The following is a 12,820-nucleotide window of genomic DNA, read 5'->3' as shown; positions in this document are numbered from 1 at the left end:
GAACCGAAAGACCAGGACGATGTCCCAGACCGAAACCAAGAAGCGCGGCGCCCTCAAGTCGATCGCCGCCAAGATCGTCCTCATCCAGTCCGTTTCCTTCCTGGCGATCGCCGCCGTCGGCGGTGCCGGCTACTACGGACTGAACGAGATGCACAAGAAGATCGTCACCATCTACGTCGATCGGGTCGTGCCGATGCAGCAACTGAAGGACATATCGGATTCCTATGGCATAGCGATCCCGACCGGGGCCGTGAACCTGAAGAACCGCGTTGCGGAGTGGCAGACGGTCCAGACCGAAGTTGCAGACGCCCGGACGCTGATCAAGAAGGACTGGGACGCGTATCTGCTGACGCCCCTGACCGACGATGAAAAGGTCATCGTCGACCGCCTGACGCCGCACCTCGCGACCGCCGATGCCGCGATCGACAAGCTCGACGGCATCATCGCGGCACGCGACGCCGTCGCGCTCGAGACCTTCATCGCCAACGACCTCTATCCGGCCTTGGAACCGGCCCTGAAGGAGATCGTCGAGCTCAGCGCCTATCAGAACCAGACGGTGGAAAAGCTGATGGGCCTTTCGGAAGGACTCTTCCAGATGCTCTCCACGCTGATGATCGCGCTCGGTGTCGGCTCCACCCTGGCCGCCCTAACCTTCTCCGCATTCTTTACCCGCAGCGTGAAACGGAACCTCACCTCGGCCGTCAACCTTGCCAACTCGGTTGCCGCCGGAGACCTGGCCGCCACCGCCGAAGTCCGTTCGAACGACGAGATCCGCGATCTGGTGGACGCGCTGAACGACATGACCGCCAAGCTGCGTTCGGTCGTCGGCGAGGTCACCACGGCCGCCCGCAACGTCTCGTCCGGCTCCGAGGAACTGTCGGCGACGGCCGAACAGCTTTCGCAGGGCGCGACCGAACAGGCGTCTTCGACCGAGGAGGCGTCTGCCTCGATGGAGGAGATGACCTCCACCATCAAGCAGAGCGCCGACAACGCCGCGCAGACCGAGCAGATCGCTCGCCAGTCCGCCGCCGACGCCATCGCCAGTGGCGCCGCCGTCAGCAAGGCAGTCGATGCGATGCAGACCATCGCCACCAAGATCATGGTCGTGCAGGAGATCGCCAGGCAGACCGACCTGCTTGCCCTCAATGCCGCCGTCGAAGCCGCCAGGGCCGGCGAACATGGCCGCGGCTTTGCGGTGGTCGCATCGGAAGTGCGCAAGCTCGCCGAGCGCAGCCAGGCCGCCGCCGCCGAAATTTCGACCCTCTCCGTCGACACGGTCAAGGCCGCGCAGTCGGCGGGCGGCATGCTGAACCGGCTGGTGCCAGACATCCAGCGAACCGCACAGCTCGTCGAGGAGATCTCGGCCGGCTCGCGCGAACAGAATGCCGGGGCGGCGCAGATAAACGCCGCGATCCAGCAGCTCGACAAGGTGACGCAGCAGAACACGGCCGCGGCCGAGGAAATGGCAGCCACTTCCGAGGAACTCGCCAGCCAGGCCGAACAGCTCCAGTCTTCCATCGCCTACTTCCGCATCGACACCGCAAATGCCTCGAACAAGGCGACCCCGTCCGCAGTCAAGCCCGCGCCGGCCCGGCGACCGGCAGCCGCACAGGAGCATGATCTGCGCGAGGCTGTTGTCGCCCACGCTCCGCGCATTCCCTCTCGCCGCCAGCAGAAGGGCGGCTTCAGCCTCGAACTCGACAGCAGCGGCGACAGCCTCGATACCGAGTTCACCCGCCGCCACGCGGCCTGATCCGATAACCCTGGCGCGTGCACGGGCACGCGCCCATTGCCCAGTCTCAATACAAGGATGTTTACGATGAAACTCAGCCTCAAGGCGCAGCTCGGAGCCGGTTTCGGGTTCCTGATCCTGCTGACCGCAACCCTCGGCGTCCTGGCCACGTGGCAGATGAGCAGCATGAAGGGCGCGTCCACTGAAATCGTCAAGCTCTGGATGCCCTCCATCGACTCCGTTCACCGCCTTAACACATTGATCACCGACCTTCGCGTCGCGGAACTCGAACATGTCGTTGCGACGGAGGGGTCAGCGCTCGATCGCTGGTCGTCCACCGTCAAGACCCTGCTGGGCCGGATCGAGGAGGAGCGCGGGCGCTACGCGGCACTCCTCGCGTCCGACCAGGAGCGCTCCGTCTACGAGGAGTTCGGCGAGACGTTCGACGCCTACATGGCAGAGCACGACAAGGCCATGCGCCTGTCGGCGGAGGGCCAGAAGGAGGCGGCGATGCGCGTATATGACGGGCCGGCGCTGACCAAGTTCGAACATTTCAACGAGCTTCTCGACACGCTCGTCCGGATCAGCGCCGAAGGCGGCGCTGCAGCGAGCGCAAGGAACGACGCCGTGTTCAGCTTTGCGCTCATGACCACGCTCGCCACCGTCGGCGCAGCAGCCGCGATCGGCGCCGTGATCGCCTGGCGGATCACCACCGGCATCATGCGCAATGTCGGCGGCGAGCCCGACTACGTCCGGTCGATCGTCGGCGAGGTGGCGAACGGCAACCTGTCGGTCGAGATCCTGACCGCAAAGGGCGATGCCGCCAGCATCCTCGCCCGCCTCAGGCTCATGGTCGACAATCTCCTCGACACTGCCAAGGTGGTGGACGCCATCGCCGCAGGCGACCTGCGCGTCGAGCCGGAGCCCCGCTCCGACCAGGACGCCATGGGCCTTTCGCTGAAGCGGATGGTCGAGCGGCTGCGCGCTGTTGTCACGAACGCGAGCGGCGCCGCGGAGAATGTCTCGTCCGGCAGCCAGCAGCTGTCCGCCACCGCCGAACAGCTCTCGCAGGGCGCGGCCGAGCAGGCTGCCTCCACCGAACAGGCTTCGGCCTCCATGGAGGAGATGGCCTCGACCATCAAGCAGAGTGCCGAGAACGCCTCGCAGACCGAGAAGATCGCCCGCAAGTCTGCCGCCGACGCCATCGCCAGCGGCTCGGCCGTCGAGAAGGCCGTCGGCGCCATGCAAACCATCGCCTCCAAGATCATGGTCGTGCAGGAGATCGCTCGCCAGACCGACCTGCTCGCCCTCAACGCGGCGGTCGAAGCTGCCCGGGCCGGCGAGCACGGCCGCGGATTCGCCGTGGTCGCCTCCGAGGTCCGCAAGCTCGCCGAGCGCAGCCAGGCAGCGGCGGCCGAAATCTCGACGCTTTCTTCGGAGACCGTCAAGGCCGCGCAGTCCGCCGGCGAGATGCTCGGCAGGCTCGTGCCCGACATCCAGCGCACGGCGCAGCTGGTCGAGGAGATCACGGCGGCGACCCGCGAGCAGAATGTCGGCGCGTCGCAGATCAATGGCGCGATCCAGCAGCTCGACAAGGTGACGCAGCAGAACTCGAGCGCAGCCGAGGAAATGTCCACCACCGCCGAGGAACTGTCGATGCAGGCGGGCGAGCTCCAGAACGCCATCGCCTACTTCCGCATCGATGCTGCCGGCGAACGGTCGCCGGCCCGCGCCGCCGAACCTGCCGGCAAGGGAGCCACACAGCGCGAGAACCACCTCAGGCAGGCGGTCGCGACGGCGGCGCCGCACATGAAGCGCGCCCGCCGCGACCACGCGAAGGGCGGCTTCGACCTCGAGCTCGACGCCGGAACCGACGAACTCGATGCCGAGTTCACGCGGCGCGACGCAGCCTGACGGGAGCCAGGATCATGTCCGGAACGTCACAGTTCGTCACGCTCGGTGCCGCCGAGGAAATCTACGCCGCTCCGGTCGAGATGGTCCAGGAGATCCTTGAACTGAGGCCGATCTCGCGCCTGCCCAAGGCACCCGCCAACCTTCTGGGCATGATCGACGTACGCAGCGAGGGCATCCCGGTGCTCGACCTTCGCGCCACGCTCGGCCTGCCCGTCGCCGGCGACGACGAGAACACCCGCATCGTGGTGCTCCGCTTCCATGCCGATGGCCGCGAGCTGAGGCTTGCGCTCAAGACGGACCGGGTCTTCGAGGTGACCGTGCTCGACGACGAGACGCTCTCGCCGCCGCCGCCGACGGGCCGCCGCTGGGATTCCCGCGTCATCGCGGGCATCGGCCGGCGCAATGGCGCCTTCGTCACCGTGCTCGATCTCGACCGCCTCTTCTCCCTCTCCGACGTCGACGGCCTCGACGCACCGCTCCCCAACTGAACCGCAATATGCCGGGCCGCGAGCCCGGCAGCAGGAGACTGCAATGCTAGCCGCACGAAACCGCCTGCCGGACATGGATACCGATCCCGCAGACAGCCTCTCGAACAGGGACTTCGAACGCCTGGCGACCTTCATCGGCAACAAGGTCGGCATCAAGCTGCCACCGACGAAGCGGCTGATGGTGGAAGGCCGCCTGCGCAAGCGCCTGCGCGCGCTCGATATTCCCGACATGCAGACCTACTGCCGGCTCGTGATCGAGACCCGGACGCTCGACTCGGAGATCACGCATCTGATCGACGTCATCACCACCAACAAGACCGACTTCTTTCGCGAGGTCGAGCACTTTGACATCATGCGCGACCGGCTGGTGCCCGCGCTGCTGGCGGAGCGTTCGAAGGAACGCATGCCGCTCCTGAAGATCTGGAGCGCGGCCGCATCGACCGGTGCGGAAGCCTACACCGCGGCCATGGTGCTGCATGACATGACCACGAAACGAAACGCCTTCCGCTTCGCCATTCTGGGCACCGACATCTCCACGGCGGTGCTCGATCAGGCGCGTTCGGGTGTCTATCCGGCCGACATGATGGCCCCGGTGCCGAAGGACCTGCGCGAACGCTACGTCATGGAACCGGTCCGCAAGTCCCTGCGCCCGGACGTGAGGATCGTCCCGGAGCTGCGTCGCCTGGCTTCCTTCGAGCGGCTCAACCTGATGGACGAGACCTATCCCTATGACCTGGACGTCGACATCGTTCTCGTTCGAAACGTGCTGATATACTTCGAGAAGGAGGATCAGAGCGCGGTCGTGAAGCGCCTGGTCGGACATCTGCGACCGCGCGGCTACATCATGCTCGGCCACTCAGAATCGATGGTGGGCAACCTGCCGGGCCTCGCGCAGGTCGCGCCGGCCGTGTTCCAGAAGATCTGAGGCCGGTCATGCCCGAAACCAGTCCCGAATCCGCCCGCGCCGGCGGCAAGGTCCGCGTCCTGATCGTCGATGACTCGGCGTCGGTCCGCCAGGCGCTGAGCGACATCATCAACGCCGATCCCGATCTGGAGGTGATGGCGACGGCCGCCGATCCCTACATCGCAGCCGACCGCATTCGCGCCGAAGTGCCCGACGTCGTCTTCCTCGACATCGAACTGCCACGGATGGACGGGCTCACCTTCCTGCGAAAGATCATGTCGCAGCGCCCGCTGCCGGTCGTCGTCTGTTCCAGTCTCGCCCAGGAAGGGTCCGACATCTTCATGCAGGCCCTCGAGGCCGGTGCGGTCGAAGTGGTGATGAAGCCACGAATGGACGCTGCGCACTACCTGCTCGAATCGCGCATGCGCATCTGCGACGCGGCAAAAGCGGCCGCGCATGCACGGCTGCGCACGCTCCGCCGGCCTGCCCCGACCCTCACCGTCGAACCGAAGCTCAAGGCCGACGCGATCATTCCGCCGCTGTCGGCCGGACGAATGGCCGCCCTGCGCGCCATGATCCCCCAGACCGAGCCGATCATCTGTATCGGTGCATCGACCGGGGGGACGGAAGCGCTGCGGACCGTGCTGGAGGGCCTGCCCGCCTCCTGTCCGCCGGTGCTGATCGTCCAGCATATGCCCGAGAAGTTCACGGGAACCTTTGCAAAGCGGTTGAACACGCTCTGCCCGCCGACGGTGAAGGAAGCCGAGCAGGGCGATGCGGTGTTGCGCGGACGGGTGCTGATCGCGCCGGGCAATCGCCACATGCTCCTTCGCCGGACGGGGCGCAGCTACGTGGTCGACATCGTCGAAGGACCGCACGTGTCGCGTCACCGCCCGTCGGTGGACGTGCTGTTCCGGTCGACCGCCCACAATGCCGGAGCCAACGCCATGGGCGTCATCCTGACGGGCATGGGCGACGACGGCGCGGCAGGCATGCTCGAGATGCGCGCCATGGGCAGCTTCACGATCGCGCAGGACGAGGAAAGCTGCATCGTCTATGGAATGCCGAAGGAGGCGGTGGACCGCGGCGCGGTGGCCAAGGTTCTGCCCCTCGGCACCATCGCCGCCGAGATCATGAAGCAGGCGCGCGTGGCGGACACGGAGAAAGTCGCACGATGAACGCGCCCGCGGCTTCTCCCGGCTCGGCATGGCATTCCATCCTGGAAGACCTCGCCGATACGCGCGCGACGATCGATATGTCCGTGGCGGGCGCCGGCAGCAGGCTCTTGCGGTGCGTCGGCGATCTGAACCGCAACTCGGCTCTGTTCGAGGCGCTGCCGCGCGATATCCGCAGCGCGGAACTCGACCAGGCCTGTCGCGACATCGCGTCGATCGGCGACCGGGCAAGGGAGGTCACCGCCGCTTTCGGACGCGAGCGCGAGACGATGGACGACCTGAGCCGGGCGCTCGCCGCCTCGGCCTCGCCGATCTCGGATCTGCAGCGCAGCGTCAAGATGATCGGCATCCTCTCGGTGAACGCGCGCGTGGTCGCCGCCGAACTCGGCCAGGTCGAGGGTTTCGAGGTCTTCACCATCGACATCGACCGCCTCTCGCGCGAGGCCGGGACCACCGTCAGCCGCTTCTCCGACCTGTTCCGCCGCCTGCGCAGCGATCTGAAGGCGGTGGCCGACAAGCGCCTGACCTTCGAGCTCTCGCATTCCGGAACGCTGGCCGACCTCGGCGACAAGCTCGCTTCGCGTCTGGAGCGGGTCGAGGACCGGCGGCGGTCGGCCGCTGACGTCGGTCAGCGTACGAGCGAGACGGTCCGCCAGATCGCGGCCCGCGTCGGCGCCGTCGTGTTGTCCCTGCAGTCCGGCGATCGCATTCGGCAGCGCATCGAGCACGCCGAGCGGGCTTTCGTGCCGGGAACCGGCGCGGGCATGGATGACGAGGCGGGGGCGGATGCCGCCGAGGCACAGCTGAGGGAAATCGGCAAGCTGCAGGCGGAGCAACTCGCCGCCGCAGTCGCGGAATACGATGCTGACATGGCATCGGCCGAGGACGCCCTCGTCGGCCTCTCCCGCGACGCTCTCGACATGGTGCGCTCGGCGGCGGCACTGGTGGGGAGGTCGGGGAGCTCCGGCGAGGGCCCGATCTCTTCCCTCGCGAAGGAACTGCACCAGGCGATATCGCTGCTGCGCCGTTGCGCGGCCGAACGGACCGAACTCGATGCCCTCGCCGGACGGATGGCCAGTGCCGTCGCGGAGCTGCTGGCGCATGTCGAGGTGGTCCAGGACGTCGAGGCGGAGATGCGGATCCTCAGCCTCAACGCGACCGTGAAATGCGCCCAGCTGGGCAGCCGCGGCCGGGCACTCAACGTCGTGGCCCAGCAGCTGCGGGACCTGACCATGGAGACCGTGGCCTCGGCCGAGGCAGCCGTGGAGGCGCTGCGCGCCTGCGCGGGCGTGACAGACAGGATCCGGGCCGACGCCAGCGGCGACCTCGCGCGCGAGATCGGCGGGATCGAAGCCACGGCGCGGTCCGCCGTCGATCTTCTGATGACGATCGACCGACGGACCAGCGACGCGATACACACCCTCGAGGCGGAAGGACCCGGCATGGCCAAGACCCTGGAAGACGCGGCATACGACATCAGGACCGGTCGCACGCGTGCGGCCGAGCTTGCCGATCAGTCATCCCGGCTGGCCGCGGGCGAGGGCCTGCCCGCCGCGGTCGAGAACGACGAGCTCGTCGCCTCGCTGCTCGGAACGCTGGACAGGCTACGCAGCGGCTACACGATGGAAGACGAACGCCGTATTCACGACGCCTTCGCCGCCCGCATCGCCGCCCGGCGCACAGCCATGGGAGAATGATCCGGCCGACTTCGATGCCCGTGCGGTCCGTGGTCCTCGGTTTCGCCGATCCTTAATGGATATCGGATAAAACGCGCCCATGGCAGGCCAGCAAGGACTGCAAGGCAGGGCGACAGATGCAGTTTCACGCTGCGACGAATGGAGAGACACAAAGGGGTCGACGCCCCGTCGTGCTCGTGGTCGAGGATACCCCCTCGCTCTCTGCAACCTACCGCGCGATCCTCGAGAAGCAGGACTTCGCCGTCGAGACGGCGGCCACCGGCGCCGAGGCCCTGTCCCTTCTGAAGACCTGTTCGTACGACGCGCTGGTGCTGGATGTGCGTCTGCCCGACATGACCGGGCTGGACGTGCTCGACGCGCTGCGCGAGCGCGGCGACGAGACCGAAGCGGTGGTCATCACCGCCGATGGCTCGATCAACCTCGCCGTCGACGCCATGCGCCGGGGAGCCTTCGACTTCATCGTCAAGCCGCTCAACGCGCACCGACTGGCGGTCACCGTCACCAATGCCACCGAACGCGCGCGGCTGAAGGCGGAAGTTTCGACGCTGAAGCGCGAGCTCGGCGACGAAGCAGGCTTCTGTCGCTTCATCGGTCGCTCTCCGGCCATGCAGACCGTGTACCGCATAATCCGCAACGCCGCGCCGTCGAGCGCAACGGTCTTCGTCCTGGGCGAGAGCGGCACCGGCAAGGAACTCTGCGCGGATGCCATCCATCGCACGTCGAAACGGGCGAGCGGACCTTTCGTGACGCTGAACTGCGCGGCGATCCCCAAGGACCTGCTGGAAAGCGAGATCTTCGGCCATGTCCGCGGCGCTTTTTCCGGAGCGACGTCCGATCGCAGAGGCGCGGCGCTCTCGGCGGACGGCGGCACGCTGTTCCTCGACGAGATCTGCGAGATGGACATCGCGTTGCAGTCCAAGCTGCTGCGCTTCCTGCAGAGCAAGGAGGTGCAGCGCCTGGGCGAGGACAAGGTCCAGCGTTCGGACGTGCGCATCGTCTGCGCCTCAAATCGCGACCCCCTGGCCGAAGTTCAGGCCGGCCGCTTCCGCGAGGACCTCTATTACCGCCTGCACGTGATCCCGATCGAGCTGCCGCCGCTGCGCGACCGCGGCGAGGACATCGCCCAGCTGGCGCAGTCCTTCCTCACCCGCTTCGCAGAGGAAGAGGGCAAGGAATTCAGCGCTTTGTCGGCCGATGTTCTCGCTGCCATGCGCCGCCACTCCTGGCCCGGCAATGTGCGGCAGCTGGAAAACCTGATGCGGCGGCTTGTCGTCCTGAACGATGGTCCGTCGATCGAACCCGCCATGCTTCCGCCCGATATCCGGGCGCCGGTGCCCACGGCTTCGGCAGCCGGTTCCGCCGCCGACGCGCATCGCATCCTGGCATCGGCTCCCTCGATGGCCGGGTCCGGTCACCCCGACCAGCCGGTCGGCCCGCTCGAGACGACCATCCGCGAGGCGATCGAGCGCGCGATAACCGCCAGCGGCGGCTCCATTCCGAAGGCGGCGCAGATGCTGGAGGTCAGCCCGTCGACCCTCTACCGCCGCATCGAAGCCTGGGAAAATCCGCCCCGGTAGCCGCCTAGGAGGTCCGGGTCTCCGGCATCATCGACACATGCGCGGCCGCCACCTTCCAGCCGTCGTCGCTGCGCACCCACGTCTGCATCTGCCGTCCGACTTCGCCAGGAAAGTCGTTCCGGAAGAACAGGGTGGACGCGACCGCGAAATCGGTGCCGTAGGTGGTGATGACGGTGCGCGCGAGCTGCCGCTCGAAGGGCGCCTGAACCTTGCGGAAGGCGCGGATCTCCTCGTAGCCATGCTGGACTTCGGCCACGCCATAGCGGATCGTCAGTGGCGATGGCATGAACATCGCTTCAAGCGTGGCATTGTCGTTGGCCAGCAGAGCCGTCTCGTAAGCCTCGAAGGCTGCGATTGCCTGCGCCAGCGTCTCCGGATCGTTGACGACCATCATCGGCTCCCCTCCTCCCGCGCCAGCATCCGGTCCCGCAGCCGCGCGAGAAACGGGATCGTCTCGAACTGATCGGCCCGCACTTTCTCCCAGGTCACGCCCGCCGGCCGCGGCATGGCATTCTGCGTCTCGATCAGTTCAGCCTCGGTGGCGATGAAATCGAGCGGGCTGTCATGCGCCTCGATCACGACGACGTCGTCCGGCACGAGTTGCAGCGAATGCACGGTCGTGGCGAGCGGCGTGATGTCGCTGACGACGCCGAGCTCACGGAAGATGCCGGTCTCGAGGTCTGCGAAGCCGGCACCCTTGCCGGTGCGCCCGCCGCCGCGCCCGACGGCGACCGAGCCGACGACGCAGAAGTCGAGCGGCTCGACATCCTCGAACTCGATGCGCTCGCCATGCTGCATGAAGCCCTGCGCCGTGGCGGCGAGTTCGAACGAGACACCGTCGGCCTGGAGGCGCTTCGGGTCGAGCCTGAGATAGGGAAAATCGTGCGTCAGGTACGGCACCGGCGTGTAGACGGTCTTGCCTTCGTAGAGCGCGCGGACGCGGATCGGGATCTGCGGGTGGTCGGGATTGGTCTTCACCGTGCGCGCCGCCTTCCAGGCGGCGGTCTGTGAGAGCCGCCAGGCCGCGACATCGGCGCCGACGAAGTTGGGGATCATGCTCCAGGCCGGTCCGACGGCGACGCCGGCCCCCTCCAGGAGCCGCCACACATCGTGGCGAACGATGTCCTTGCCGGGATGGCGTCCCGCCCAGCGACCCTGTTCAGCCATGCACCAGCTCCCGCGCGAAAGCCGTTTCGAGCGCCGCGAGCCTCGCCGACCAGCCGACGATACCGCCCTGCGCCACGATCATCTCTATGGCCGACGCCTTGAACTCGGGAAAATAGCTTTCCGTCGCCTCCTCGATCAGAAGACACTCGTACCCGCGATCATTGGCCTCGCGCATCGAGGTCTGGACGCAGACCTCCGTGGTGACCCCGGCGATGACGAGCTGCGTGATGCCTTTCTCCGACAGGATCTCATGCAGGCCGGTCGCCCAGAACATGCCCTTGCCAGGCTTGTCGATCACCATTTCGCCGGTCAACGGGGCAAGCTCCGGCACGATGGCGTTGCCCGGCTCGCCGGCGACGAGAATGCGGCCCATTGCCCCCTCGTCACCGATCCTGAGACCGGGCGCGCCGCGCAGCCGCTTGGCCGGCGGACAGTCGGACAGGTCCGGCCGGTGCGCCTCGCGGGTGTGCAGGACTGGCAGGTTCTGGCCGCGAAACAGCGAGAGCAGCGCCGCCACCGACGGGATGATGGCGGTGAGCCGCGACACGTCGTTGCCGAGCACGGCGCCGAAGCCGCCCGGCTCGATGAAGTCGCGCTGCATGTCGATGACGACCAGCGCCGCATGCGCCGGATCGAGCGTGAAGGGATAGGGTCGGGCTTCGACGGTGATGGCCATGTCAGTGTCCCGCCATGTGCTGGCCGATGGTGTTGCGGTCCGTCTCGCCGATCGGCGACACGTAGCTGATCGTGCCGCCCGACATCACGGCGACCCGGTCGGAAAGCTCGAGGATCTCGTCGAGGTCCTCCGAGACCAGCAGCACCGCCGCACCACGGTTGCGCTGCTCCATGATCTGGCTGCGGATCTCGGCGACGGAGGCGAAGTCGAGGCCGAAGCAGGGGTTGGCGACGATCAGCACGTCGACTTCGCCCGACAGTTCGCGGGCGAGCACGGCGCGCTGGACGTTGCCGCCCGACAGCGCCTCGATCGGCGAATCCGGCGATGTCGTCTTCACCCGGTAGCGCGCGATCAGACCCTCGGCCTTCCGGCGCATCGGACCCGGCGACAGCCACCAGCCGAGGCTTGCCATCGGCGGCTTGTCGAAGGCGCGGAACGCCATGTTCTCCGCCACGCTCATGCGCGGCACCGTGGCGTTCTTCAGCGGCTCCTCCGGCAGCCCGTAGACCTTGAACCGGTCGAAGTCGGAGCGCTTCGGCTCGAACGGCTTGCCGTGGATGAAGACGCGGCCGTCCGACAAGGGTCGCTGGCCGGCCAGCGCCTCCACCAGCGCGCTCTGGCCGTTGCCCGACACGCCCGCTATGCCGACGATCTCGCCCGAGCGGATCTTCAGATTGACCCGGTCGATCGCCAGCCGCCCCTCCTCGTCCTCGGCGCAGAGGCCAGCGAGTTCGAGCACGGCGGAGCGATCGTTGTGCATGACGCGCTCCGCCCGCTCGCGCACCTCGGTGTCGCCGATCATCATGCTGCTCATCTCGGCCACCGTCGCCGTCCGCGCGTCGCCCGAGCCCGTCAGCCGGCCGCGGCGCAGAACGGTGAACGAATCGCAGAAGGCCTTCACCTCCCGGAACTTGTGGGAAATCATCAGGACGGTGATCTCGCCCCGTGCCGCCATCTGGCCGAGCAGGCCCAGCACCTCGTCGGCCTCGCCCGGCGTCAGCACCGAGGTCGGCTCGTCGAGGATCAGGAAACGCTGGTCGAGATAGAGCAGCTTCAGGATCTCGAGCTTCTGCTTCTCGCCGGCCGACAGCGTCGACACCTGCCTGTCGAGCGGGACCTGGAAAGGCATGCGCGCCATGAAGGCCTCGAGCTTCGGCATCTCGGCCTTCCAGTCGATGATCGCCGGCGCGTCGGCGCGCGAGATGACGAGATTTTCCGCCGCCGTCAGGCAGGGCACCAGCGTGAAGTGCTGGTAGACCATGCCGATGCCGAGGTCGCGCGCGTCGCGCGGGCTCTTCACATCGACTTCCTTGCCGTCGAGCAGCACCGAGCCGCGGTCGGCGGCGTAGAAACCCATGATGCATTTGACCAGGGTCGACTTGCCGGCGCCGTTCTCGCCGAGCAGCGCGTGAAACGAACCGGCTTCCACCTTGATCGACACGGTGTCGAGAGCCACGAGTGGCCCGAAGATCTTGGTCATGCCCGCCGTC

General features: G+C 67.2%; 11 protein-coding genes. 7 read left to right on the top strand and 4 right to left on the bottom strand.

What is annotated here, in order from left to right; genetic code table 11:
• Nucleotides 1–19: 19 nt before the first annotated feature.
• The 7 genes from N1F91_RS13600 to N1F91_RS13570 all read left to right on the top strand — a co-directional run bounded on the left by N1F91_RS13600 (nt 20) and on the right by N1F91_RS13570 (nt 9,487).
• Nucleotides 20–1,753 (top strand): methyl-accepting chemotaxis protein, encoded by a 1,734-nt coding sequence (locus N1F91_RS13600; protein ID WP_289992844.1) that lies wholly within the window; start codon nt 20–22, stop codon nt 1,751–1,753.
• Between the two features lie 66 nt (nt 1,754–1,819).
• Nucleotides 1,820–3,646, top strand: a complete 1,827-nt coding sequence (locus N1F91_RS13595; protein ID WP_289992843.1) for a methyl-accepting chemotaxis protein — start codon at nt 1,820–1,822, stop codon at nt 3,644–3,646.
• A gap of 14 nt (nt 3,647–3,660) precedes the next feature.
• Nucleotides 3,661–4,134, top strand: a complete 474-nt coding sequence (locus N1F91_RS13590; RefSeq protein ID WP_289992842.1) for a chemotaxis protein CheW — start codon at nt 3,661–3,663, stop codon at nt 4,132–4,134.
• 43 nt (nt 4,135–4,177) lie between these two features.
• A complete protein-coding gene (locus N1F91_RS13585) occupies nt 4,178–5,059 on the top strand; it encodes a CheR family methyltransferase (protein WP_289992841.1) in 882 nt (293 codons plus the stop codon).
• Between the two features lie 8 nt (nt 5,060–5,067).
• Nucleotides 5,068–6,216 carry a chemotaxis response regulator protein-glutamate methylesterase gene (locus N1F91_RS13580; protein ID WP_289992840.1) on the top strand — a complete coding sequence of 383 codons (1,149 nt, stop codon included), beginning with the start codon at nt 5,068–5,070 and terminating at the stop codon, nt 6,214–6,216.
• The gene (locus N1F91_RS13575; RefSeq protein ID WP_289992839.1) at nt 6,213–7,910 is read left to right on the top strand and encodes a hypothetical protein; all 1,698 of its coding nucleotides are present in this window, start codon (nt 6,213–6,215) and stop codon (nt 7,908–7,910) included. The genes N1F91_RS13580 and N1F91_RS13575 overlap by 4 nt, the downstream gene beginning before the upstream one ends.
• A 170-nt stretch (nt 7,911–8,080) precedes the next feature.
• On the top strand, nt 8,081–9,487 hold the full coding sequence (locus tag N1F91_RS13570) for a sigma-54 dependent transcriptional regulator (RefSeq protein ID WP_289992838.1): 1,407 nt from the start codon (nt 8,081–8,083) through the stop codon (nt 9,485–9,487).
• A gap of 4 nt (nt 9,488–9,491) precedes the next feature.
• On the opposite strand, the gene hpxZ is transcribed toward N1F91_RS13570, so the two are convergent.
• The 4 genes from hpxZ to N1F91_RS13550 are packed head-to-tail and all read right to left on the bottom strand — an operon-like array spanning nt 9,492 to nt 12,810.
• Entirely contained in the window at nt 9,492–9,878 is a 387-nt protein-coding gene (gene hpxZ, locus N1F91_RS13565; RefSeq protein WP_289992992.1) for an oxalurate catabolism protein HpxZ, read from the bottom strand.
• Nucleotides 9,878–10,654, bottom strand: a complete 777-nt coding sequence (locus N1F91_RS13560; RefSeq protein ID WP_289992836.1) for a 5-formyltetrahydrofolate cyclo-ligase — start codon at nt 10,652–10,654, stop codon at nt 9,878–9,880. Before N1F91_RS13560 ends, hpxZ begins: the two co-directional genes overlap by 1 nt.
• The gene (locus N1F91_RS13555) at nt 10,647–11,330 is read right to left on the bottom strand and encodes a cysteine hydrolase (protein ID WP_289992834.1); all 684 of its coding nucleotides are present in this window, start codon (nt 11,328–11,330) and stop codon (nt 10,647–10,649) included. The genes N1F91_RS13560 and N1F91_RS13555 overlap by 8 nt, the downstream gene beginning before the upstream one ends.
• A gap of 1 nt (nt 11,331) precedes the next feature.
• The gene (locus N1F91_RS13550; protein ID WP_289992990.1) at nt 11,332–12,810 is read right to left on the bottom strand and encodes an ABC transporter ATP-binding protein; all 1,479 of its coding nucleotides are present in this window, start codon (nt 12,808–12,810) and stop codon (nt 11,332–11,334) included.
• Nucleotides 12,811–12,820: the final 10 nt, after the last annotated feature.

This window comes from Aquibium sp. ELW1220, assembly GCF_030398385.1.
In the GTDB taxonomy this organism is placed as follows: Bacteria; Pseudomonadota; Alphaproteobacteria; order Rhizobiales; family Rhizobiaceae; genus Aquibium.
Note: the sequence above shows the minus strand (reverse complement) of the source record. Positions and strands in the feature narration are given on the sequence as shown.